Below are 23,626 nucleotides of genomic sequence, written 5' to 3'. Positions count from 1 at the left end.
GTCAGGATCTTCTTGCCCGGTGCGCTGTCTTGAGACCGCAGCGACCGGGATTTTTTGTAGATAAAAATAATACTATTTGTACAAAAAGAGAGGCAATCAACATGTCTAACTATAAATTCGAGACCCTTCAGCTGCACGTTGGCCAGGAGCAGGCCGATCCCGCCACCGATTCCCGCGCCGTGCCCATCTACCAGACCACGTCCTACGTCTTCCGCAACAGCCAGCACGCCGCCGACCGCTTCGGTCTGGCTGACGCAGGCAACATCTATGGCCGCCTGACCAACTCCACCCAGGACGTCTTCGAGAAGCGCATCGCCGCGCTGGAAGGCGGCGTGGCTGCGCTGGCCACCGCTTCCGGTGCTGCCGCCATCAGCTACACCATCGAGGCTCTGGCACAGGCCGGTGACCACATCGTGGCGCAGAAAACCATCTACGGCGGCAGCTACAACCTGCTGGAGCACACCCTGACCCAGTTCGGCATCACCACCACCTTCGTGAACGCCCACGACCTGGCCGAGGTGGAGAACGCCATCCAGCCCAACACCAAGGCTGTCTATCTGGAGACCCTGGGCAACCCCAACAGCGACATTCCCGACATCGACGCCATCGCAGCCATCGCCCACAAGCATGGCCTGCCGCTGGTCATTGATAACACCTTCGGCACCCCGTATCTGATCCGCCCCATCGAGCACGGCGCAGACATCGTGGTCCACTCCGCCACCAAGTTCATCGGCGGCCACGGCACCACGCTGGGCGGCATCATCGTGGACAGCGGCAACTTCGACTGGAAAGCCAGCGGCCGTTATCCCAACATCGCCGCCCCCAACCCCAGCTACCACGGCGTCTCCTTTGCCGATGCCGCCGGCCCCGCCGCCTTCGTCACCTACATCCGCGCCATCCTGCTGCGCGATACCGGTGCCACCATCTCTCCGTTCAACGCATTCCTGCTGCTGCAGGGCACCGAGACTTTGAGCCTGCGCATCGAGCGCCACGTCGAGAACACCAAGAAGGTCGTCGCGTTCCTGGCCAACCATCCCCAGGTCGAGAAGGTCAACCATCCTTCCCTGCCCGACCACCCCGACCACGCGCTGTATCAGAAGTATTTCCCCAACGGCGGCGCCTCCATCTTTACCTTTAATATCAAGGGCGGCCGCGAGGAAGCCTTCAAGTTCATCGACAACCTGAAGATCTTCTCCCTGCTGGCCAACGTGGCCGACGTGAAGAGCCTGGTCATCCACCCGGCTTCCACCACCCACAGCCAGCTGAACGACGCCGAACTGGCCGAGCAGCAGATCTACCAGAACACCATCCGCCTGTCCATCGGCACCGAGCACATCGACGACATCCTCGCCGACCTCGAAGCCGGTTTTGCAGCCGTCCGCGGCGAATAACCCTCCCCTGTTTGCCCGCTCGTGCGATTGAACTCCCCCATTCTCCGAATCAACTCTCCTTTTCTCCTAAAATGTGTGTGTGAACGAAAGGGTTTCTGCTCCCCGTGGGGCGGAGGCCCTTTTGTTCTGCACCTTTTGTGAACAAACCGCGAAGTTTTTGCAAAAAGGCGCTGGAAACGCTGGAACTGAACTTCGATTGTGGTATCATAACAGCAGAGACCCTGAAAAAAGGAGGATCATCATGAAAGAAGTCAAAACGCCGAAAAAGCCGCTGGCCATCTATTACACCGTCGTGCTGCTGGTGCTTCTGCTCCTCAACCTCGTTCTGGTGCCGTGGATGAGCGAGCGCCAGGTCAAAGAGGTGGATTACGGCACCTTTATGAGCATGACCGAGGATAAGAACATCGGCCGTGTGGACATTGAGAGCAACCAGATCATCTTTACCGACAAAGACGAGACCCAGGTCTACCGGACCGGCCTGATGAACGACCCCAGCCTCACCGAGCGCCTGTATGACGCCGGGGCTGCGTTTTCCAGTGAGATCGTGGAGCAGACCTCGCCCATTCTCAGCTTCTTGCTCTGGTTCGTGCTGCCCATCGTCCTCTTCACCGCGCTGGGCAACTTTATGAACAAAAAGCTCATGGAAAAAATGGGCGGCCCCAACTCGATGATGTTCGGCGGCATGGGAAAATCCAATGCCAAGGTCTACGTCCAGTCCACCGAGGGCATCCATTTTGCGGATGTGGCCGGTGAGGACGAAGCCAAGGAGAACCTGCAGGAGGTCGTCAACTACCTGCACGACCCCAGCAAATACAAGGACATCGGTGCCCAGATGCCCAAGGGCATCCTGCTCGTCGGCCCTCCGGGCACCGGCAAGACCATGCTGGCCAAGGCCGTGGCCGGTGAATCCAACGTGCCCTTCTTCTCCATGTCCGGCTCCGAATTCGTGGAAATGTTCGTGGGCATGGGCGCTTCCAAGGTGCGCGACCTGTTCAAACAGGCCAAGGAGAAAGCCCCCTGCATCGTCTTCATTGACGAGATCGACGCCATTGGCCAGAAGCGCAACAGCGGCCAGTACGGCGGCAACGATGAGCGCGAACAGACCCTGAACCAGCTGCTCACCGAGATGGACGGCTTTGAGGGCAACAACGGCGTCATCATTCTGGCAGCCACCAACCGCCCGGAGTCTCTGGACCCGGCTCTGACCCGCCCCGGCCGCTTTGACCGCCGCGTTCCCGTCGAGCTGCCCGACCTGAAGGGCCGCGAAGAGATTTTGAAAGTCCACGCCAAAAAGATCGCGCTGGCTCCCGGCGTTGATTTCAGCGTCGTGGCCCGGATGGCCTCCGGTGCGTCCGGTGCCGAGCTGGCCAACATCGTCAACGAGGCTGCGCTGCGGGCCGTCCGCGCGGGCCGCAAGAGCGTGACCCAGGCTGACCTCGAAGAGAGCATCGAAGTGGTCATTGCAGGCTACCAGAAGAAGAATTCCATCCTCACCGACAAGGAAAAGTGCATCGTGGCCTACCACGAGATCGGCCACGCGCTGGTCGCCGCCAAGCAGACCCACTCCGCGCCGGTGCAGAAGATCACCATCATCCCCCGCACCTCCGGCGCACTGGGCTTTACCATGCAGGTGGAAGAGGGCAACCACTACCTGATGGATAAGACCGAGCTGGAAAACAAGATCGCCACCCTGACCGGCGGCCGCGCTGCCGAGGAGGTCGCGTTCGGTTCCATCACCACCGGTGCTTCCAACGACATCGAGCAGGCCACCAAGCTGGCCCGCGCCATGCTCACCCGCTACGGCATGAGCGACGAGTTCGACATGGTGGCGCTGGAGACCGTGAACAACCAGTATCTGGGCGGCGACACCTCGCTGGCCTGCTCGGCCCAAACCCAGCGCGAGATCGACCAGAAGGTTGTGGAGCTGGTCAGGGCCCAGCACCAGAAGGCCATCCAGATCCTGACCGACAACCGCCAGAAGCTGGACGAGCTGGCCAAGTACCTCTACCAGAAAGAGACCATCACCGGCGATGAATTCATGGAGATCCTGGAGCGGGAATAATATTTTTTCCAGCGATGCTGCAATAATCCATTTCTCCGGTTCGTATACAAGGCAGAACGGGCCGAACGAGCCCCTGAATCAGGAGGATATGATCCATGAAGATTTTGAATACGAAATTTGGCCGTCAGGCCATCGCCGCCGCCCTCATCCTGTCCGCCATGGCGTCCATGAGCCTCGGTGCGTTTGCCGCTGAGCCTTCCGCCGAAACGGCCGCAGACGAAGCCGTCGTGGCAGGCTATCTGCCCCCGCAGGACGAGAGCACCATGACCCAGGGCGACATCGCCCTGCACAGCAGCGATGCACAGCCCTCCGCCGAGCGTGACCCGAACTACGGCGGCTACGCCGCCCCGGTGGAAGACCCCATTCAGGGCAACGTCATGATGATCGCCGAGACCGGCGATGCGCAGACTTCGGAGTCGACGATTGCCTCCAACCCGGCCTATTCGGCCAGATACACCGTCAAGGGCCTGCTGGGCAAGCAGGTGCTCTATACCGCCTCGGTGAAGGATCAGGTTCTGACCCTCTCCGTCCCGGAAGATGTCGCCACCTTCCGCGCCACCGTCGGTGAGATGCGCAAGCTGATGGACAACGGGGTGCGCACCGTGGTCCTGACGACCAACAAGGCCTCCACCACCCTGAACCTGTCCCTGCTGTGCGAGGGCCAGCGCGACACCACCAAGGTCACCCTGCGCCACATCAGCAGTTCTGCCGTCCTCCATGTCGGCCTGCGCTGCCGCCGCGACCTGCTCGTCGGCCGCGACTCGAACTACGGCGGCTACGCCTCCCCGGTGGAAAATCCCATCCAGGGCAACGTCATGATGATCGACGAGACCGGCGACGCACAGACTTCCGCTGGCCGCTGACCGGTTCCGGTGCATCGAAGAATGAAACCTGCCCGGAATTTTCCGTCGAAAGTTGAATTTTCTTCATTCTGCATCTGAGCCAAACTGCTTGACAGAGGCAGACCGGTCTGGTAAAATAAGCTCACTTTGAAACAAGCGCAAATGCGTTGACGGGGAAAAAACGAAGTGTTTTCTGCTTACAGAGAGCCGCCGGGTGGTGCAAGGCGGTGCGGGAAGCTTCGGTTACTGGCCCCTGAGCGGCAGGGCTGAAACCACAGTAGGCCCTGACGGATGCCCACCGTTACCGGGGCAGCGATTCGCCGCCAAAAGCCGATCGTGTGAGTGGCTGGTCTTGCCAGCAAAGAGAGTGGTACCACGGGTGCCCTGTAACAGAACTTACAGGCTCTCGTCTCTCAGAGGATTTCGTCCTTTGAGAGACGGGAGCCTTTTTTCGTTTGAGCAGCAGACTTACCCTCTCAGGCGCTTCGCGCCAGCTCCCCCAAAGGGGGGAGCTTCAAACCTCCCACTTCGGGGGAGGTGGCATTGCGAAGCAATGACGGAGAGGGACAAGACCGCCTGCAAAAAGTGTTGAATGTAAGCTGATAGGAAGCCAGGAGGACAACGAATATGATGGACGCTACCAAGTACGCACCGGGGTATTACCCCGTACCGGCCGGTTACGACAGCTGGGTCAAAAAAGATCACATTGAACAGGCACCTGCATGGTGCAGCGTGGACCTGCGCGACGGCAATCAGGCGCTGATCGTGCCCATGAGCCTGGAAGAGAAGCTGGAGTTCTTCCAGATGCTGGTCCGGATCGGTTTCAAGGAGATCGAGGTCGGCTTCCCTGCCGCCAGCGAGACCGAGTACGAGTTCCTGCGCACCCTCATCGAGAAGGATATGATCCCCGACGATGTCACTGTGCAGGTGCTGACCCAGTGCCGCGACCACATCATCCGCCGCACCTTCGAGGCCGTCAAGGGCGCACCCCGCGCAGTCATCCACTTCTACAACTCCACCTCCGTGGCCCAGCGTGAGCAGGTGTTCCACAAGAGCAAGGAAGAGATCAAGAAGATCGCCACCGACGGTGCCCGGCTGGTCAAGCAGCTCAGCCAGGAGTACGAGGGCAACTTCCTGTTCGAGTACAGCCCGGAGAGCTTCACCGGCACCGAGGTCGATTATGCCGTCGAGGTCTGCAACGCCGTGCTGGACATCATGGAGCCGACGCCCGACCGCCCGATGATCATCAACCTGCCCGTCACCGTTGAGATGAGCATGCCGCACGTCTACGCAAACCAGATCGAGTACTGCGACAAGCACCTCAAGCACCGCGACAGCGTCATCATCTCCACCCACCCCCACAACGACCGCGGCACCGGCGTGGCCTGCGCCGAGCTGGCCGTGCTGGCCGGTGCACAGCGCGTGGAGTGCTGCCTGTTCGGCAACGGCGAGCGCACCGGCAACGTCGATGCCGTCACTCTGGCCATGAACATGTACAGCCACGGCGTGGACCCCAAACTCGATTTCTCCAACATGCCGGACATCTGCGCCACCTATGAGCGTGTAACCCGGATGCACATCTACGAGCGCACCCCCTATGCGGGCCAGCTGGTCTTTGCGGCCTTCTCCGGAAGCCATCAGGACGCCATCGCCAAGGGCATGGCCTACCGCAAGGAGCACGGCGAACACCGCTGGACCTGCCCCTACATCCCCATCGACCCGCACGACATCGGCCGCACCTACGACGCCGACGTCATCCGCATCAACAGCCAGAGCGGCAAGGGCGGCATCGGCTTTGTGCTGGAGCAGAACTACGGCTACAACCTGCCCCCCAAGATGCGCGAAGACCTGGGCTACAAGGTCAAGAATGTCTCCGACCACAGCCACAAGGAGCTGAGCGCTTCCGAAGTGCTCCGCATCTTCGAGGAGAGTTTCCTCAATAAAAACAAGCCGCTCTCGGTCATCGAGGCACACTTCGCTCAGGTGGACGGCATCACTGCGACCGTCACGCTGGAGCTGAACGGCCAGCGCAAGGTCGTCACCTCGGTGGGCAACGGCCGTCTGGACGCCGTGGCCAACGCCATCCAGAGCGCGACCGGGATGGACTTCCACCTCGAAGCCTACTCCGAACACAGCCTGGACGAAGGCTCCACCTCCCGCGCTGCCTCCTATGTCGGCCTGGCTTGGGGCGATGGCAGCATGACCTGGGGTGCCGGCACCGACACCGACATCATCGTCGCCGGCATCAAAGCGCTGGTGAGTGCGATCAATAGCAAGTAAAAGGCCTTGCCCTCTCCGTCTGCTTCGCAGACGGAGAGGGCAAACAGCAGATATCATATAAAAGGAGAGTACCACCATGGGAATGACCCTGACGCAGAAGATTTTAGCCGCACATGCCGGTCTGGCCGAGGTCAAGGCAGGCCAGCTCATCAACGCAAAGCTGGATCTCGTGCTGGGCAACGACATCACCACCCCCGTTGCCATCAACGAGTTCGAAAAAGCAGGCTTTGACGGCGTGTTCGACAAAGAGCACATCGCCATCGTGCTGGACCACTTCGTCCCCAACAAGGATATCAAGAGCGCCACCCAGTCCAAGCAGTGCCGTGAGTTCGCCAACAAATACGACATCCTCAATTTCTACGATGTCGGTCAGATGGGCATTGAACACGCCCTCCTGCCCGAAAAAGGCATCGTGACCGCCGGTGACTGCGTCATCGGTGCCGACAGCCACACCTGCACCTACGGTGCGCTGGGGGCCTTCTCCACCGGCGTTGGCTCCACCGACATGGCCGCGGGCATGGCCACCGGCATGGCATGGTTCAAGGTGCCTGCCGCCATCCAGTTCGTGCTCAAGGGCAAGTTCGGCCCCCGCGTCTCCGGCAAAGACCTCATCCTCCACATCATCGGCCAGATCGGCGTGGACGGTGCGCTGTACAAGTCCATGGAGTTCACCGGCCCCGGCGTGGCTTCCCTGACCATGGACGACCGCCTGTGCGTCTGCAACATGGCCATCGAGGCCGGTGCCAAGAACGGCATCTTCCCCGTGGACGAGACCACCAGAGCCTACCTCAAGGGCCGCAGCCAGCGCGAGCCGGTCTTCTACGAGGCCGACCCGGATGCCGTGTACGAGCAGACCATCGAGATCGACCTTTCCCAGCTCGAACCCACCGTCAGCTACCCCCATCTGCCGGAGAACACCCACCCCGCCGCCGAGGGCAAAACGATCAAAATTGACCAGGTCGTCATCGGCAGCTGCACCAACGGCCGTCTGGAAGACATGGAGGCCGCCTACAACATCCTCAAGGGCCGGCACATCGCCAAGGGGGTGCGCGGCATCATCATCCCCGCCACCATGGCCGTTTACAAGGAGTGCATCCTGCGCGGCTGGACCACTGCCTTCATTGATGCGGGCTGCATCGTCTCCACCCCCACCTGCGGCCCCTGCCTGGGCGGCTACATGGGCATTCTGGCCGAAGGCGAACGCTGCGTCTCCACCACCAACCGCAACTTCGTGGGCCGCATGGGCCATGTGAAGAGCGAGGTCTATCTGGCATCCCCGGCCACCGCCGCCGCCAGCGCCCTCACCGGCTATATCACCGACCCCCGCACGGTCTAAGAGAGGAGAAACACCATGAACAACGCAAACGGCTCCGTTTTCAAATACCCGGACAATGTGGATACCGACGTCATCATCCCGGCCCGCTACCTGAACACCCCCGACGCCAAAGAGCTGGCCGCCCACTGCATGGAGGACATCGACAAGGACTTCGTTCACAATGTCCACGCGGGCGACATCATGGTCGGCGGCTGGAACTTCGGCTGCGGCTCCTCCCGTGAGCACGCCCCGCTGGCCATCAAGACCGCCGGCATCTCGGTGGTCATCGCCAAAAGCTTTGCCCGCATCTTCTACCGCAACAGCATCAACATCGGCCTGCCCATCATGGAGTGCCCCGAAGCCGCCGACGCCATCGCCGCAGGCGACGAGGTCCATGTGGACTTCGACACCGGCGTCATCACCGACAAGACCACCGGCCAGACCTTCCAGGCCGAACCCTTCCCGCCCTTTATCCAGAAGATCATCGCCGACGGCGGCCTGATGAAGTCGCTGACGAAGTGACCCTCTCAGGCACTTCGTGCCAGCTCCCCCGAAGGGGGAGCCTTTGGCAAAACGATGAAGTTTGTGCAATGCCAAGGCCTCTCCTACCAGGAGAGGTGTCACCGAAGGTGACGGAGAGGTTGTACAAAGGCAAGCCTGACAATAGAAGGAGAACCCAATGGAAAAAAACATTGCTGTCATCTGGGGCGACTGCTCCAGCCCGGAGATCGTGAAGCAGACGCTCCGCGTCCTCGATCAAGTGGCCGAGAAGTACGGCCACACCTTCCACTACACCGACGCTGCCATGGGCGGCGAGGCCATCGACAAATACGGCGACCCGCTCCCCCAGCACGAGCTGGACAAGTGCCTGGCTGCGGACAGCGTCCTGCTGGGTGCCGTGGGCGGCCCCAAGTGGGAGGGCCTGCCCGGTGAGCAGCGCCCCGAAAAGGGCCTGCTCCGCCTGCGCGCCGGGATGGGGCTGTACGCCAACAACCGCCCGGCCAAGATCTGGCCCCAGCTGGCCCCGGCCAGCCCCCTGAAGCCGGAGATCGTGGCCCAGGGCATCGACTTTCTCATCGTGCGGGAGCTCATCGGCGGCGTGTACTTCGGCGCGCACGAGACCCACACCCTCGAAAACGGCGAGAAGCAGGCCATCGACTCCATGCCCTACGCAGAGCACGAGATCGAGCGCATCGGCCGCATCGGCTTCGAGACGGCCCGAAAGCGCCGCAAGAAGCTCTGCTGCGTGGACAAGGCCAACGTGCTGGACACCAGCCGCCTCTGGCGCTCGGTCATGCACCGGCTGCAGGCCGAATATCCGGACGTCGCGTACAGTGAGATGTTCGTGGACAACTGCGCCATGCAGATCGTCAAGAACCCCGCGCAGTTCGACGTCATCGTCACCGAGAACATGTTCGGCGACATTCTTTCCGACGAGGCTTCGATGATCACCGGCTCCATCGGCATGATCCCTTCCTCCTCGCTGGGCGACGGCACCCGCGGCCTGTATGAGCCCATCCACGGCTCCGCCCCCGATATTGCCGGCAAGGACATCGTCAACCCCACCGCCTGCATCCTCTCCGCCGCCATGATGCTGCGTTACTCCTTCGGTCTGGCCGAGGAAGCGGACGCCATCGAGAACGCGGTGAGCAAGGTGCTGGACAAGGGCATCCGCACCGCCGACAACATGAGCGACGGCTGCACCTGTGTCGGCTGCTCCGGCATGGGCGACGCCATTCTGGCCGAGATCTGAACCTCTACAAAAAGCGACGCCGCGCGGCGTCGCTTTTTTGCGGTTCCTGGCGCTTCGTCACCCCAGCCGGTCAAATCGTGAAATCCTTTCATTTGACAAAAGACTTTTGGTATCCTATACTTTATTGCATCACATTTATGGAACAAAGGATAGGAACGAACGATGTTGACTCTGGATAAAGTTTACCATGCCGCTTTCGTGCTCAAGGATGTTGCCCGCAAGACCGACCTCATCGAGGCCCCCAAACTCTCCAAGGACTGCCAGCTCTACCTGAAGACCGAGAACCTGCAGGCCACCGGCAGCTTCAAGGTGCGCGGTGCCTATTATAAGATCAGCCAGCTCTCCAAAGAGGAGAGCGAAAAAGGCGTCATCGCCTGCTCGGCAGGCAACCACGCCCAGGGCGTGGCGCTGGCCGCGACCCGCCGGGGCATCAAAAGCATCGTCTGTATGCCGGACGGTGCGCCCATCATGAAGGTGGAGAACACCAAGAGCCTGGGCGCAGAGGTCTGCCTCGTGCCTGGCACCTACGACGACGCCCACGACAAGGCCGTCGAGCTGCAGGCTGAGACCGGCATGACCTTCATCCACCCCTACGACGACGAACAGGTCATCGCGGGTCAGGGCACCATCGGTCTGGAAATTTTGGACCAGCTGCCCGATGTGGATGCGGTCATCGTGCCTGTGGGCGGCGGCGGCCTCATCTCCGGCGTGGCCTTTGCCATCAAGAGCCTCAAACCGGACGTCAAGGTCTACGGCGTTCAGGCCGAGGGTGCTCCCAGCATGTACCGCTCCCTCCACGAGCACAAATACCAGACCCTCTCCGCTGCCTCCACCTTCGCGGACGGCATCCAGGTCAAGACCCCCGGTGAGCTGACTTACCAGCTCTGCGAAGAGTATGTGGACGACATCGTGACCGTGACCGAGGATGAAACGGCAGCCGCCATCCTCTCTCTGATGGAGAACCAGAAGCTCGTCGCCGAGGGAGCCGGTGCAGTGCCCGTGGCGGCCGCCCTCTTCCACAAGCTGCCCATCGAGGGCAAAAAGGTCGTCTGCGTCATCTCCGGCGGCAACATCGACGTGAACATCCTCAACCGCGTCATCACCCGCGGTCTGGTCATGAGCGGCCGCAAAGCCAACCTGACCATCGCACTGGAGGACAAGCCCGGCCAGCTCAAGAAGGTGGCCGAGATCGTCTCCCGCTGCGGCAGCAACGTCGTCTCCGTCCTGCACGACGGCTCCGACCCCAATATGCCCATCTCCAGCTGCTTCCTCAAGCTGGCATTGGAGACCCGCGACCATGCGCAGATCGAGCAGATCCGCACGGAGCTGACCAAAGCCGGTTTCCAGCTCGTCGCCGAGCGCGTTTGATTTTATAGCAAGAAAGGCAGTGCCCGCATGGGCACTGCCTTTCTTGCTTGTTCTTACTTCTGTACGCCGCTCTCACACTGCTCGATGAACTGTTTGGCCACGCGGGGGCTGCGGCCACCGGCGCGGATGGCGAACGCCTCGGCCTTGACGAGGAGCTGATCCATCGGCATCCGGATGTCGTGCTGTCTGGCCAGCTCGGTGAGGATGGCCTCAAAGCGGGCCTTTTCGGGCCGCTGGAAGGTCACGGTGAGGCCGAAGCGGGCCGACAGGCTCATCAGTTCCTGCCGGGTGTCGGCCTCGTGGATGTCATCACCGGTGCGGTCGGTCATGGTCTCCTTGATGAGGTGGCGGCGGTTGGAGGTCGCATAGACCGCAATGTTTCTGGCCCGGCCGCCCACGCTGCCTTCGAGGATGGCCTTGAGGGCTGCGAAGTTGTCGTCGTTGGCGGTGAAGCTCAGGTCGTCGATGAAGAAGATGAACTTGAGCGGGTTCGCCGCCAGCTTATCCATCAGGTCGGGGATCTGATAGAGCTGGTTCTTCTTGACTTCCACCAGACGCAGGCCGTCGGGCGCGAACTCGTTGGCGATGGCCTTGACCGCGCTCGATTTGCCGGTGCCCGCGTCACCGTACAGCAGGACGTTGTTGGCCGGCATCCCGGCCAGCAGAGCTTTGGTGTTGGCGATGACCTTTTCCCGCTCGCCCTCGTAACCGGGCAGTTCGGACAGGCGCTGAGGGTCCGGGTACTTGACCGGCACCAGACGCCCGTTCTCCACCGTGAAGACATGGTGTTTGGCAAACATGCCGTAACCCTTTTTCCCGGCCTCCTGCATCCGCTGGGCGTAAGCCGCTGCCAGGTCGATGTCCTTCGTCTCCCACCGGGGCAGGAAGGCCAGTTCCGGCCGCTGGGCCTGTTCGGAATAAGCCGTCTGGAACAGCTCATCCAGCGTCAGGCGGCAAAGCTCCTGCAAAAAGCTCAGTTCACTGTCCAGTGCCTTTTGCATCACCGGCGCGATGCCGCCCGCCGCAGCCTGCCGCACACAGACCGTCTCGGTCTCCAGCACCGCATTGGCAAGATACTCGCCCAGATTGGTGGTCTGCTCGAACAAAGCCGCCTCAAAGGCCGCCACGGCGTCGCACACCGGGCCCATGCTGCGGGTGCCCGCTTCCATCCGGTCGGTCAGGTCCAATAATTTGGCCACCACCGGGTCTTCCAGCAGGGCGCGGAAGATCACAAGCCCGTGCAGCCGGGCGTTCCATTCACGAAGTTTCATAGCCTTTTCCCTCTTATATTTAACGAATGTACCAAAATTATACCGCTGTTGCAGACTCAGTGCAACCCTGTGTTTAATTATCTTCATCTTTCGGGTGATTCACTTTACAAAACATTGTTTGACATCTGACCGATTTATAGTATAATTGACCCAACGTTCCATCGAGGATGCAGGATACGAAATTTGACGTATCTGAGGGAATTTTGAAAGTGTAGAGTTGGAAGAGAGACAGGAAACAGGAGAGACAAGACATGCAGTTGAATGGTTCGCAGATTTTTGTTGAGGTGCTCTGCGAGCAGGGGGTGGATACCATCTTCGGTTACCCCGGCGGCGCAGTGCTGAACCTTTACGATGAGCTGTACAAGAACGCCGACCGCATCACCCATGTGCTGACCGCCCACGAGCAGGGCGCCTCCCATGCGGCAGACGGTTATGCCCGCGCCACCGGCCGTACCGGCGTGGTGCTGGCCACCAGCGGGCCGGGTGCCACCAACCTCGTCACCGGCATTGCCACGGCCTACATGGACTCGGTGCCCATGGTCGCCTTCACCGGCAACGTCGCCACAGCGAGCCTTGGCACGGACAGCTTTCAGGAAGCCTACATCGAGGGCATCACGATGCCCATCACCAAGCACAATTTCACGGTGCGCAGGGTCGAAGACCTGGCCGACACCATGCGGGCCGCATTCCGCATTGCGCAGAGCGGCCGCAAAGGCCCCGTCCTCGTGGACATTCCCAAGGATGTGACCGCTGCGGTCTGCGAGTTCACTCCCAAGCAGCCGGAAAAGATCCGCACCGTGACCACATATAACGAAGAACAGGTCAAGTGGGCCGCCGACCTCATCAACGCGGCCAAGCGGCCTCTGGTCTACTTTGGCGGCGGTGTGCGGAGCGCAGCCTCCTGCCAGCCCCTGCGGGACCTCATCCACAAAGCGGAGATCCCCGCCACCTACACCCTGATGGCGGCAGGCGTCGTGCCCTACGGCGACCCGATGAACATCGGCATGGTGGGAATGCACGGCTGCTACACCTCCAACCGGGCCGTGGCCGACTGCGATGTCCTCATCGCACTGGGCACCCGCTTCTCGGACCGTGTGGCCCTGAACCCCAAGACCTTTGCGAAAAATGCCACCATCATCCAGATCGACATCGACCCCAGCGAGCTGGGCAAGAACGTGGATGTGGATCTGGCCATTACTGGCGATGCCGCCTACGTGCTGGGCGGGATGCTCCCCCTCATCCAGGAGGCAAAGCACCCGGAGTGGATGGCCATGATCCGCGAGTGGCAGGCGCAGGATTATCATCCCGTGTCCGACGCGTCCCGCCTGATGCCCCATCAGGTCATCGGCGAGGTGTGCAGCCAGTGCGGCCCGGAGGCCGTCTACGTCACCGACGTGGGCCAGCATCAGATGTGGGCGGCACAGTACATCCGCCACACCAAGAGCCGCGGCTTCATCACCAGCGGCGGTCTGGGCACCATGGGCTTCGGCTACGGTGCAGCCATCGGCGCACAGATGGCGCTGGGCCGCGACCAGCGGGTGGTCATGTTCACGGGCGACGGCTCCTTCCACATGAACCTCAACGAGGCCTGCACGGCGGTCAGTTACGAGCTGCCCATCATCACGGTCATCTTCAACAACCAGGTGCTGGGCATGGTCCGCCAGTGGCAGAGCGCGTTCTACGGCAAGCGCTACTCCCAGACCGACCCCCACCGCCACACCGACTTCGTCAAGCTGGCCGAGGGCTTTGGCCTGAAGGGATACCGCTGCCAAAATCTCGCCGAGTTCCAGTCCGCCTTTGCCGAAGCGATGAAGCGCAAAGGCCCCACCTGGATCGAGTGCATCATCGACAAGGACGAAAAGGTCCTGCCCATGATCCCCGGCGGCGGCGACATCAACGATATCATCATGAAGTAAGGAGGAACGCACCATGGAATCCAAACGCAGAGTCATCAGTCTGCTGGTGGACAACCAGAGCGGCGTTCTGGCCCGTGTGTCCAGCCTTTTCTGCCGCCGCGGCTTCAACATCGACAGCCTGACCGTTTCCGCCACCAACGACCCCACCGTCAGCCGCATCACGGTCGCAGTGTCCGGCACCGAAAAGGAGCTGAACCAGCTCATCCTCCAGACCGAGCGGCTGGAAGTCACCCGCCAGGTCTTCGTGCTCAACCACGAGAACGCGCTGGAGCGGGAGCTGCTGCTGCTCAAGGTCGCCGCCGATGTCCACAACCGCGCGGAGCTGCGGGAGGTGGGCAGCATCTACAAGGCCAAGATCATCGACCTGTCCCCGGACAGCATGGTCTTTGAACTGATCGGCAAGCCCGAAAAGATCGACGCCTTCCTGAAGATGTTCGCGGATTACACCATCCTCGAACTGTGCCGCACCGGCGTCACCGCGCTGGAACGCGGCGGGATGCACCAGCACATACAGAAACCCCCGCAGGAAGTGCGCGACGCGCAGCTGCCCCTGCCGGGAACGACGTGCCACTAACACGTTTTTGACCCTCTCCGTCAGCGCTTACGCGCTGCCACCTCTCCCGAAGGGCGAGGTTTTTGCAGGGACGGAAACGTTCGCACCAAAGCTCTCCCTTTGGGAGAGCTGGCGAGCAATGCGAGACTGAGAGAGTTTCACCCAGTTTTCAAATCAACCGAATATAAAATCCAAACAGAAAAAGCAAAAGGAGAACAACTACCATGGCCATCAAGAAATATTACGATTCCGACTGCAACCTCGGTGTGCTGGACGGCAAGACCGTCGCTGTCATCGGCTTCGGCAGCCAGGGCCACGCCCATTCCGAGAACCTGGCCGAGAGCGGCGTCAACGTCGTCGTCGGCCTGCGCAAAGGCTCTGCACACTGGGAGAAGGCTTCCGAGTTCGCCGCCACCCACGACAACTTCAAGGTCATGGAAGTCGAAGAGGCTGCCAAGGCTGGCGACGTCGTCATGATGCTGGTGCCCGATGAGCTGTGCGCCGACATCTACAACAAGCAGGTCGCACCCTACATGACCGAGGGCAAGGCTCTGGCCTTTGCACACGGCTTCAACATCCACTTCAAGACCATCACCGCACCCAAGAATGTGGACGTCATCATGATCGCCCCCAAGGGCCCCGGCCACATCGTCCGCCGCCTGTACACCGAGGGCGAGGGCTGCCCCTCTCTGATCTGCGTGGAGCAGGACTACACCGGCAAGGCCAAGGACATCGCTCTGGCTTACGCTTCCGGCATCGGTGCCGGCCGTGCAGGCATCCTGCAGACCACCTTCAAGGAGGAGACCGAGACCGACCTGTTCGGCGAGCAGGCCGTTCTGTGCGGCGGTGTCTCCGAGCTGATCCACGCCGGTTTCGATACGCTGGTCGAGGCTGGCTACGAGCCGGAGATGGCTTACTTCGAGACCTGCCACGAGATGAAGCTGATCGTTGACCTGATCAACGAGGGCGGCTTCTCCAAGATGCGTTACTCCATCTCCAACACCGCAGAGTATGGCGACTACCGCACCGGCAAGCGCCTGATCACCGCTGAGACCCGCAAGGAGATGAAGAAGGTCCTGACCGAGATCCAGGACGGCACCTTCGCCTCTGAGTTCCTGACCGAGATGAGCCCCAACGGCGGCCGCAAGGTCCACTTCCTGGCAAAGCGCCGCATGGAAGCCGAGCTGCCCATCGAAAAGGTCGGCGCAGAGCTGCGCAGCATGATGAGCTGGCTGAAGAAGTAAACCCTCTCAGGCGCTTCGCGCCAGCTCTCCCGAAGGGCGAGCCGCTGGCGTATCGGCAAAGCTCCTGCTGAACGATTTGAATTTCATTTTCCTATAAAGCGCCGGGCGCTGTTCTCTCACCCAGCAGCATCAAGTCTGCTGTTGTTGATAAGGAGAGCGGGGCCCGGCATTTTGTGATAAACACCCTTGGCTTGCCCGGCGTGCCAATGGCTCCCCCTTCGGGGGAGCTGGCAACGCCGTCAGGCGTTGACTGAGAGGGTTTCAGAAAAGAGAGGACAACATATGAGAAGTGACAACGTGACCAAAGGCTCAGAGCGCGCCCCGAACCGCAGCCTGTTTTACGCCCTGGGCTACACCCCCGAAGAGCTGGAGCGCCCCCTCATCGGCGTGGTCAGCGCCTACAGCGAGATCGTGCCCGGCCACATGAATCTGGATAAGATCGCCGATGCAGTCAAGGCCGGTGTCGAGATGGCAGGCGGTACGCCCATCCTCATCCCGGCCATCGGCGTCTGCGACGGCATCGCCATGGGCCATGTGGGCATGAAGTATTCCCTCGCCTCCCGCGAGCTCATCTGCGACAGCGTCGAGACCATGCTCATGGCCCACCAGCTGGACGGCCTGGTCCTCGTGCCCAACTGTGATAAGATCGTACCCGGCATGGTCATGGCTGCCGTCCGCATGGACGTGCCCGCCGTGGTCTGCTCCGGCGGCCCGATGCTGGCCGGCACTTACGGCGGCGAAGAGGTTAGCCTCTCCAAGATGTTCGAGGCCGTGGGCGCTTACAAGGCCGGTATGATCACCGATGCGCAGCTGGAAGACTGCACCTGCAATTGCTGCCCCAGTTGTGGAAGCTGCTCCGGCATGTACACCGCCAACAGCATGAACTGCCTGTGCGAGGCCATCGGCATCGCCCTGCCCGGCAACGGCACCATCCCGGCGGTCTACTCGAAGCGTCTGCAATTGGCCAAGCACGCCGGTATGGCCATCATGGAGATGGTCAACAAGGGCATCACCGCCCGCCAGATCATCAACGAGCGCTCCATCCGCAACGCGCTCACCTGTGATATGGCGCTGGGCTGCTCCACCAACACCGTGCTGCACCTGCTGGCCATCGCCTACGAGGCCGGGGTCCCCATCGACCTGAAGCTCTTCAACGAGATCAGCGCCAAGACCCCGAACCTCTGCCATCTGGCCCCCGCCGGCCCGACCCACATGCCCGACCTCTACGCCGCAGGCGGCATCCCCGCCGTGCAGGCCGAGCTGGCCAAGAAGGGCCTGCTGGATCTGGATGTCCCCACCGTCACCGGCAAAACGCTGGGCGAGAACATCCAGGGTGCCCGCATCCTGAACGATAAGGCCATCCGCCCCATCGAGAACCCCTACTCCCCCACCGGCGGTCTGCAGATCCTGTGGGGCAACATCGCACCGGACGGTTGCGTGGTCAAGCGCAGCGCCGTCGCCCCGGAGATGCAGGAGCACTCCGGCCCGGCCCGCGTCTTCAACAGCGAGGAGACCGCCATTGCGGCCATCTACGCAGGCCAGATCGTGCCCGGCGATGTGGTGGTCATCCGCTACGAAGGCCCCAAGGGCGGCCCCGGTATGCGTGAGATGCTGAATCCGACTTCCGCACTGGCCGGCATGAAGCTGGACAAGACCGTCGCCCTCATCACCGACGGCCGCTTCTCCGGCGCTTCCCGCGGTGCCGCCATCGGCCATGTCAGCCCCGAAGCTGCTTCCGGCGGCCCCATCGGCCTCATCGAGGAGGGCGATATCATCCACATTGATATCCCCAACGCCAGCATCACGCTGGAGGTCTCCGACGACGTTCTGGCCGAGCGCAAAGCCCGGTATGTCGCACCCGAACCCAACATCAAGACCGGCTGGCTCAGCCGCTATGCCCGCATGGTCACGAGTGCAAACCTCGGTGCGGTGCTCAAGTAAACAGCCTTTTTCCAGAGGAACTGCCCCGTGCAGTTCCTCTTTTTTGCGCCCGGAAAACAGATTGGGGCCGGGAAAAGCTCCCGGCCCCAATCTGTTTTCTATTTGCTTCGTGTGCTCAGCGAGCGATCATTTCGGTGTAGGCCAGCACGAGCGGGCCGACGCCCTTGGCATCGTTGCAGACGACAGGCTCACTGAAATAGTAAGCGAGGGAGCCGTCGCGGTGGTCTTTGCCGCCGAGACCGGCCACCAGGCAGATGCCATCCAGCTGCAGGCTGCCGTCCGGATTCTTGGACAGGTACTTGTCGCAGGTGCCGTAGAAGGCCTTCTCGGCCCAGGCAGCCATCCGCTTGGGCAGCAGGCCCAGACGGACGCCCTTGAGCACCGCGTAGGCGAACAGGGCCGTGCCGCTGGTCTCCAGATAGTTGCCCGCGACGCCGGGGTGGTCCATGACCTGCCAGAACATGCCGGTCTCTTCATCCTGGAACTTGTGCACGTCCTCGATGGTCTGCTTCAGCATGGCCTGGATGCCGCGGTACTCGTTGTACAGCTGCTCGTCCATCCGCTCCAGCACATCCACCATAGCCACCATGAACCAGCCCATGGCCCGCAGCCAGAAGTTGGGGCTGCAGCCGGTCTCCGGGTCGGCCCAGTACATCGCGCGGCTCTCATCGTAGCCGTGGTAGTACAGACCGGTCTTCGGGTCGCGCATGTGCCTGCGGATGTTCATGAACTGCTTGTAGCTGTCGATGCAGCCCTGCATCTTGTTGAAGCGGGTCTCGTACTCCATGTAGAAAGGCTGGGCCATGTAGGTGCCGTCCAGCCAGACCTGCCAGGGGTAGATGTCCTTGTGCCAGAAGTTGCCCTCTTTGGTGCGGGGCTGGGTCTCCAGCTGGCTCCGGATGAGGTCGATGGCCTTGCGGTATTTTTCCTCGCCGTAAAGATCGTACAGAACAAACAGGTTTTTGCCCTGGTTCACGTTGTCGAGGTTGTATTCTTTGGGGTCGTAGGTCTGGATGGAGCCGTCCGGCTGGACGAAATAGTCGATGAACTGCTTGGAGAAGTCCAGATACTTCTTATCGCCGGTGGTGTGGTAGAGGCTCAGGCAGGCCGTGATCATGCAGCCGTCGATGTAGTTCCACTTGTTGGGCTTGCCGCTGCGGACTTTCTCGATGTTCCACATCGGGGCTTCAGCGCTGGAATTGGCGATCAGGTAGTCCACGTAGTCGCCCAGCATGGACAGGATCTCTTCATGGGTCATGGTTCAGTCCTCCTCAAAATGACCGACGTTGGCAAAGTGCAGGCGTTCGCCCTCGTAGCCCTCGATCTTGACATTGTGCAGGTCGATCTCCTTGACGTTTTCGGCGTAGATGGCCAGCTTTTTGACATGGGGGCGGTTGTCGGCCATGGCAGCCTGCCCGGCCTCGGCGTTGGGGTCAAAGGTGATGCTCACGTTCTTCATCGAGACGCGCTCGATGGGCTGCTCTGGCAGGCCGTCGAAGTAGCAGCCCGCAAACTGAGCATCGGTGGCCACGATGTTCTCCATGGTCAGGGTGCCAAGTCTGGGGGTGTACTCATCCACCGGCAGCGCGTCGCGGCACTGGACGTAGGGGCCGTGGCCATCCGGGTCGCAGAAGTAAAACATGTTGATGACGAAGGGTGCCTTGACGCCCCGCATCTCCACATTGCGGAAGACCAACCCGTCGATGACGGCCGTGTTGCCGCGGCCGCGGCGGGTCTTGACGCGGAGGCCGCGGTCGGTGTGGTCCATGAGGCACTGGGTGACCACCATGTCCTTGACGCCGCCGCTCATCTCGCTGCCGATGACGATGCCGCCGTGGCCCTTGTCCAGCAGGCAGTTGCGGATGACGGTGTGCTCGCAGCTCTTCTTCAGCTTCATGCCCAGGAAGACCTTGCTGGCCTTCATGGCGATGCAGTCGTCGCCGACATGGATGTTCACGCCGATGATGCGGGTATACGCGCAGCTTTCGGGGTCAATGCCGTCGGTGTTGGGGGCATTGTAGGGGTTGTTGATGTTGAAGCTCAGCAGATCCAGATGCTTGACGAAGATGGGGTGGATGGTCCAGGAATAGCTGTTCTGCACCGTGATGCCGTGCAGGCAGACGTTGTCGCTGTCCACCATGGCGACCGCACGGGGACGCCATGCGATCCGCTTGACCTTCGGATTGATCCACCAGTCGCCGTTCTGGGCGTCGCAGTCCAGGGTGCCCTCGCCGGTGACGACGACGTCGTGCACCTGGGTGATGTTCAGCAGGCCCGCAAAGCTGCTCAGGGGGTTGCCCTCCCAGCCGGTCAGGTAGTATTCATCCACCTCGTTCTCGCTGGGCAGGACGCCGGGCAGGATGGGGTAATGGGTGCGGTCGTTGTCGCCCAGCAGCACGGCGCCCTTTTCCAGATACAGGGTCGTGCAGCTCTTCAGGAACAGGCTGGAGGTGCGGTAACGGCCGGCCGGAACATAGACGGTGCCGCCCTTGGGGCAGGTGGAAAGGGCCGCCTGCAGCTTGCCGGTGTTGTCGGTCTCGCCGTCAGCCACCAGACCGTAGCGGGACGCATCCACAAAGAAGCTCTCGTCCTGGGTGCGGAAGTTCGCGGTCAGGGTCTCGCCCTCCGACTCAACGGTGACGGTGTAGTCGGTGGCCGGGGTCAGGGAGAAGAGGGAGAACACGTTGGTGTCCTGGGCCTCCCGGACCGGTTCGCCGTTCAGCAGCACCCGGAAAGGGTGGGCCGGACGGAAGCACAGGCCGTTTTCCAGCTCGAAAACGGCGCTGCGGGTCATGGAGCGGATGAGTGACAGTTTCATAAAACAAAACCTCCTTGGGGTTTCGGCTTGCCCGCGCGGGGCGGACGTGATACACTGGAGAAAACGAAAAAAGCGGGGAATCAATGATGCCAATGCGAGCGGAACGCGATAAACTGAATGCAAAGACGCTGGCGCTCCAGCTGCGGATGACCGAGAGCGAGTACCGCCTGCAGGAGGACGAGGAGACCTGCCGCATCCTGGTGGTGACCGGCGGCAGCTGCACGTTCCAGCGGGGAGATGCTTCGCTGCTGGTCACCCCCGGCTGCGTGCTGCTGCTGGGGCCGGGGGGCGGCGTGTTTCAGCAGGCGGGGCATCTGGCCCCGGAGCTGATCGGCTGCCGCTTCCCGGCGGCAGTGCTGACCGAGCTGAAGAGCGTGATGCAGCGGGATTTCAGCCCGCTGTTCGAGCCAGACGACCCGATCCTGCTGTACGGCCCGGTGCAGTGGGCCAGCCGCCTGCGCACCCTGCTGAACCTGATGCGGAGCGCCGCCGGGGAACCGGACTGCCCCGGCATCATCTACCTTTCGCTGCTGCTGCATTATGTGGACCAGGAGTGCAAAGCCGAGCGGCAGACCGCCCGCCCCCGGAACGAGACCGTGGAGCAGATCTGCGCCTACCTCGCCGCGAACTATCAGCAGAAATTCTCCCTCACCGATGTGGCGGCGCGGTTCTATCTGTCGCCCTACTACCTCAGCCGTCTGTTCCGGCGGGTGACAGGGCAGTCCATCGTGGACTACATCAACGGCCGCCGCATCGAGGCCGCACAGCATCTGCTGGAGACCACCGACCTGAACATCAGCGCGGTGGCCGAGCAGACCGGCTTTGCCTCGGCGGCTCACTTCCGCCGGGTCTTCCGGGAGATGATGGGCGTCGGCCCATTGCAATACCGCAAGAGCAGCCGCGGCTGAGCCTGCGCTGAGCCTTGCAAAGAGAAACGACCCCTATGCCGTGTGCACAGGGGTCGTTTTGATTGCTGCGTCAGGATCTCACAGGCCAGAGCGAAGAGCGATCAGCCCTTGACCGCACCGGCGGAGATACCTTCGACGAACTGATCCTGTGCACAGAAGAAGACGATCAGCTGCGGCAGGATGGAGATCAGGGACAGAGCCAGGATGCGGTTCCATGCAAAGCCGGTATCACCGTCCATGGACAGCTTGACGAACAGGGACATCGGGTATTTTGCAGGGGTCTGCACGTAAAGCAGCGGGCCCATGAAGTCGTTGCAGCTCCACATGAACTGGAACAGAGCGCAGGACACCAGAGCGGGCATCAGCATGGGGACGATGACCTTGTACAGCGTCTGGAAGGAGTTGCAGCCGTCGATGGCAGCAGCCTCGTCCAGGTCACGCGGGACATTGCGCATGAACTGCACCAGCTGATAGACGAAGTAGGTCTCAGTCGCAAATGCGCAGTGGACCCAGATGGCCAGATAGAACGGGCTGTTGACCCAGCCGAACTTGGTGTACAGCAGGAACTGCGGAACGTTCAGAACGACCTGGGGCAGGAACAGGGTGGCCAGCATGATACTGAACAGGATCTTCCGGCCGGGGAAGTCGAAACGGCCGAAGCCGTAAGCGGCAACGCAGGAGGAGATAACCGTGCAGATGACCTTGGGCAGAACATAAGAGTAAGTGTTCAGCATGGCCTGCAGGATGTTGATGGAACCGCCGAAGTTGTTCAGCGCGTTCTTATAGCCCTCCAGAGTAGGGTTCTTGATCCACAGGCCGATGCCTGCGAAGATCTCGCTGTTGTCCTTGAAGGTCGCGCTGATCATCCACAGCAGGGGATAGATCATGATCAGGCCGACCAAAATCAGGACAAGGTACTTGAAGAACGTCGCGATGACGTTGGATGCTTTCATTCCCATACTGTCACACCTTACCTTTCATCCGAGTAGTAGACCCACTTCTTCTGGCTGGTGAAGGCAATGATCGTGAGGATGCAGACGATCACGAACATGATCCATGCCAGTGCGGAGGCCATGCCCATCTGGTTGGACTTGAAGGCGTAGTTGTAAACCAGAATGGAGATCAGAGTGGTGGAGTTGCGCGGGCCGCCGTTGGTGATGATGAACGGGCCGTTGAACTCCTGGAATGCCTGGCAGATCTGCGTGACCAGGTTGTAGAAGATGATGGGGGTGATCATCGGAACGGTGATGGAGAAGAACTGCTTCCACTTGCCGGCACCGTCGATGGTGGCCGCCTCATACAGGTCTGCGGGCACGCCCTTCAGAGCGGCCAGGAACAGGACCATGGCGGAACCGAACTGCCAGATGCGCAGGAAGCAGATGATCCACAGCGCATAGTTGGGGTCGCTCAGCCAGGAGGGGCCCTGTGCGTGGCCGAAGGTGATGGCGCGGATGATGGTGTTGACCAGACCGTCATCGCGGAAGACAGCCTTCCACAGAACGGCGATGGCAACGGAGCCGCCCAGGATGGACGGGATGTAGTAGACGGTACGGAACAGGTTCACGCATGCGATCTTGAAGTTCAGGATGTATGCGATGAACAGAGCGAAGATCAGCTTCAGGGGCACGGTGACGAAGGCGTACTTGAAGGTAGTGATCAGGGCCTTGGTGATCTTGGCATCGGAGAAGGCGGTGACGTAGTTCATCACGCCGTACTGATGGATGCCGTTGAAGAAGTTCATATCGGTGAAGCTGTAGTACAGCGACTGACCGAACGGGATCGCCTTGAAGACGACGAAACCGATGATCCAGGGGATCAGATAGATCAGACCCTGCCACTTATCGAAGAACTTCTGGGCCGGGGTACGCCCCAGAGAGGGCGCATTACTTTCTTTCATCCGGGAATCCTCCTTTTGTGGGTGATTTTCCAACGCATGGCATACCGCGCGTCACACTTTGGAAACA

General features: G+C 61.2%; 18 protein-coding genes and 1 other annotated feature. Of the genes, 13 read left to right on the top strand and 5 right to left on the bottom strand.

Annotated features, from left to right (window positions below):
* Window positions 1-101 precede the first annotated feature (101 nt).
* The 8 genes from J3350_RS10375 to ilvA all read left to right on the top strand — a co-directional run bounded on the left by J3350_RS10375 (window position 102) and on the right by ilvA (window position 11,011).
* Entirely contained in the window at window positions 102-1,391 is a 1,290-nt protein-coding gene (locus J3350_RS10375) for an O-acetylhomoserine aminocarboxypropyltransferase/cysteine synthase family protein (protein ID WP_097791409.1), read from the top strand.
* 241 nt (window positions 1,392-1,632) lie between these two features.
* Window positions 1,633-3,453 (top strand): ATP-dependent zinc metalloprotease FtsH, encoded by a 1,821-nt coding sequence (ftsH, locus tag J3350_RS10370; RefSeq protein ID WP_207686553.1) that lies wholly within the window; start codon window positions 1,633-1,635, stop codon window positions 3,451-3,453.
* Window positions 3,454-3,548: 95 nt separating this feature from the next.
* Window positions 3,549-4,316 (top strand): transcriptional regulator, IclR family protein, encoded by a 768-nt coding sequence (locus J3350_RS10365; RefSeq protein WP_242700251.1) that lies wholly within the window; start codon window positions 3,549-3,551, stop codon window positions 4,314-4,316.
* 137 nt (window positions 4,317-4,453) lie between these two features.
* Window positions 4,454-4,712: a binding site (T-box leader), on the top strand.
* A gap of 210 nt (window positions 4,713-4,922) precedes the next feature.
* Entirely contained in the window at window positions 4,923-6,575 is a 1,653-nt protein-coding gene (locus J3350_RS10360) for a 2-isopropylmalate synthase (protein ID WP_207686552.1), read from the top strand.
* Between the two features lie 76 nt (window positions 6,576-6,651).
* Entirely contained in the window at window positions 6,652-7,911 is a 1,260-nt protein-coding gene (leuC, locus tag J3350_RS10355; RefSeq protein WP_207686551.1) for a 3-isopropylmalate dehydratase large subunit, read from the top strand.
* 15 nt (window positions 7,912-7,926) lie between these two features.
* Window positions 7,927-8,412, top strand: coding sequence for a 3-isopropylmalate dehydratase small subunit (gene leuD, locus J3350_RS10350; RefSeq protein ID WP_097791413.1), 486 nt, complete (start codon window positions 7,927-7,929; stop codon window positions 8,410-8,412).
* Between the two features lie 157 nt (window positions 8,413-8,569).
* Window positions 8,570-9,643 (top strand): 3-isopropylmalate dehydrogenase, encoded by a 1,074-nt coding sequence (gene leuB / locus J3350_RS10345; protein ID WP_097791414.1) that lies wholly within the window; start codon window positions 8,570-8,572, stop codon window positions 9,641-9,643.
* Window positions 9,644-9,805: 162 nt separating this feature from the next.
* Window positions 9,806-11,011, top strand: a complete 1,206-nt coding sequence (gene ilvA / locus J3350_RS10340; RefSeq protein WP_097791415.1) for a threonine ammonia-lyase — start codon at window positions 9,806-9,808, stop codon at window positions 11,009-11,011.
* Window positions 11,012-11,064: 53 nt separating this feature from the next.
* On the opposite strand, the gene J3350_RS10335 is transcribed toward ilvA, so the two are convergent.
* Complete coding sequence (locus J3350_RS10335; RefSeq protein ID WP_097791416.1) at window positions 11,065-12,282, bottom strand: ATP-binding protein; 1,218 nt, start codon at window positions 12,280-12,282, stop codon at window positions 11,065-11,067.
* A 251-nt stretch (window positions 12,283-12,533) separates the two neighbouring features.
* On the opposite strand from J3350_RS10335, the gene ilvB reads away from it, so the two are divergent.
* From ilvB to ilvD, 4 genes are all read left to right on the top strand, one after another.
* Window positions 12,534-14,198: a biosynthetic-type acetolactate synthase large subunit gene (gene ilvB, locus J3350_RS10330; RefSeq protein ID WP_207686550.1), complete on the top strand. Its 1,665-nt coding sequence runs from the start codon at window positions 12,534-12,536 to the stop codon at window positions 14,196-14,198.
* 13 nt (window positions 14,199-14,211) lie between these two features.
* Window positions 14,212-14,772 carry an acetolactate synthase small subunit gene (gene ilvN, locus J3350_RS10325; protein WP_207686549.1) on the top strand — a complete coding sequence of 187 codons (561 nt, stop codon included), beginning with the start codon at window positions 14,212-14,214 and terminating at the stop codon, window positions 14,770-14,772.
* 203 nt (window positions 14,773-14,975) lie between these two features.
* On the top strand, window positions 14,976-15,995 hold the full coding sequence (gene ilvC, locus J3350_RS10320) for a ketol-acid reductoisomerase (protein WP_097791419.1): 1,020 nt from the start codon (window positions 14,976-14,978) through the stop codon (window positions 15,993-15,995).
* A gap of 282 nt (window positions 15,996-16,277) precedes the next feature.
* Window positions 16,278-17,936, top strand: coding sequence for a dihydroxy-acid dehydratase (gene ilvD, locus J3350_RS10315; RefSeq protein WP_207686548.1), 1,659 nt, complete (start codon window positions 16,278-16,280; stop codon window positions 17,934-17,936).
* A gap of 115 nt (window positions 17,937-18,051) precedes the next feature.
* On the opposite strand, the gene J3350_RS10310 is transcribed toward ilvD, so the two are convergent.
* Both J3350_RS10310 and J3350_RS10305 read right to left on the bottom strand, forming a co-directional pair.
* Entirely contained in the window at window positions 18,052-19,194 is a 1,143-nt protein-coding gene (locus J3350_RS10310) for a glycoside hydrolase family 105 protein (RefSeq protein ID WP_207686547.1), read from the bottom strand.
* Window positions 19,195-19,197: 3 nt separating this feature from the next.
* A complete protein-coding gene (locus tag J3350_RS10305; RefSeq protein WP_207686546.1) occupies window positions 19,198-20,754 on the bottom strand; it encodes a glycoside hydrolase family 28 protein in 1,557 nt (518 codons plus the stop codon).
* Between the two features lie 92 nt (window positions 20,755-20,846).
* Here J3350_RS10305 and J3350_RS10300 point away from each other — a divergent pair, with 92 nt between their 5' ends.
* Entirely contained in the window at window positions 20,847-21,662 is an 816-nt protein-coding gene (locus J3350_RS10300; RefSeq protein WP_242700250.1) for an AraC family transcriptional regulator, read from the top strand.
* Between the two features lie 101 nt (window positions 21,663-21,763).
* Here the strand turns inward: J3350_RS10300 and J3350_RS10295 are convergent, their stop codons facing one another.
* Window positions 21,764-22,621, bottom strand: coding sequence for a carbohydrate ABC transporter permease (locus J3350_RS10295; RefSeq protein ID WP_097791424.1), 858 nt, complete (start codon window positions 22,619-22,621; stop codon window positions 21,764-21,766).
* 11 nt (window positions 22,622-22,632) lie between these two features.
* Window positions 22,633-23,559, bottom strand: coding sequence for a carbohydrate ABC transporter permease (locus J3350_RS10290; protein ID WP_097791425.1), 927 nt, complete (start codon window positions 23,557-23,559; stop codon window positions 22,633-22,635).
* Window positions 23,560-23,626: the final 67 nt, after the last annotated feature.

Source organism: Faecalibacterium sp. Marseille-Q3530 (assembly GCF_017377625.1).
GTDB classification, from domain to species: Bacteria; Bacillota; Clostridia; order Oscillospirales; family Ruminococcaceae; genus Faecalibacterium; species Faecalibacterium prausnitzii_E.
Note: the sequence above shows the minus strand (reverse complement) of the source record. Positions and strands in the feature narration are given on the sequence as shown.

Coding starts and splice junctions, on each gene's coding strand:
- J3350_RS10375 (WP_097791409.1), top strand. CDS start 102: ATGTCTAACTATAAATTCGAGACCCTTCAGCTGCACGTTGGCCAGGAG.
- ftsH (WP_207686553.1), top strand. CDS start 1,633: ATGAAAGAAGTCAAAACGCCGAAAAAGCCGCTGGCCATCTATTACACC.
- J3350_RS10365 (WP_242700251.1), top strand. CDS start 3,549: ATGAAGATTTTGAATACGAAATTTGGCCGTCAGGCCATCGCCGCCGCC.
- J3350_RS10360 (WP_207686552.1), top strand. CDS start 4,923: ATGATGGACGCTACCAAGTACGCACCGGGGTATTACCCCGTACCGGCC.
- leuC (WP_207686551.1), top strand. CDS start 6,652: ATGGGAATGACCCTGACGCAGAAGATTTTAGCCGCACATGCCGGTCTG.
- leuD (WP_097791413.1), top strand. CDS start 7,927: ATGAACAACGCAAACGGCTCCGTTTTCAAATACCCGGACAATGTGGAT.
- leuB (WP_097791414.1), top strand. CDS start 8,570: ATGGAAAAAAACATTGCTGTCATCTGGGGCGACTGCTCCAGCCCGGAG.
- ilvA (WP_097791415.1), top strand. CDS start 9,806: ATGTTGACTCTGGATAAAGTTTACCATGCCGCTTTCGTGCTCAAGGAT.
- J3350_RS10335 (WP_097791416.1), bottom strand. CDS start 12,282: ATGAAACTTCGTGAATGGAACGCCCGGCTGCACGGGCTTGTGATCTTC.
- ilvB (WP_207686550.1), top strand. CDS start 12,534: ATGCAGTTGAATGGTTCGCAGATTTTTGTTGAGGTGCTCTGCGAGCAG.
- ilvN (WP_207686549.1), top strand. CDS start 14,212: ATGGAATCCAAACGCAGAGTCATCAGTCTGCTGGTGGACAACCAGAGC.
- ilvC (WP_097791419.1), top strand. CDS start 14,976: ATGGCCATCAAGAAATATTACGATTCCGACTGCAACCTCGGTGTGCTG.
- ilvD (WP_207686548.1), top strand. CDS start 16,278: ATGAGAAGTGACAACGTGACCAAAGGCTCAGAGCGCGCCCCGAACCGC.
- J3350_RS10310 (WP_207686547.1), bottom strand. CDS start 19,194: ATGACCCATGAAGAGATCCTGTCCATGCTGGGCGACTACGTGGACTAC.
- J3350_RS10305 (WP_207686546.1), bottom strand. CDS start 20,754: ATGAAACTGTCACTCATCCGCTCCATGACCCGCAGCGCCGTTTTCGAG.
- J3350_RS10300 (WP_242700250.1), top strand. CDS start 20,847: ATGCGAGCGGAACGCGATAAACTGAATGCAAAGACGCTGGCGCTCCAG.
- J3350_RS10295 (WP_097791424.1), bottom strand. CDS start 22,621: ATGGGAATGAAAGCATCCAACGTCATCGCGACGTTCTTCAAGTACCTT.
- J3350_RS10290 (WP_097791425.1), bottom strand. CDS start 23,559: ATGAAAGAAAGTAATGCGCCCTCTCTGGGGCGTACCCCGGCCCAGAAG.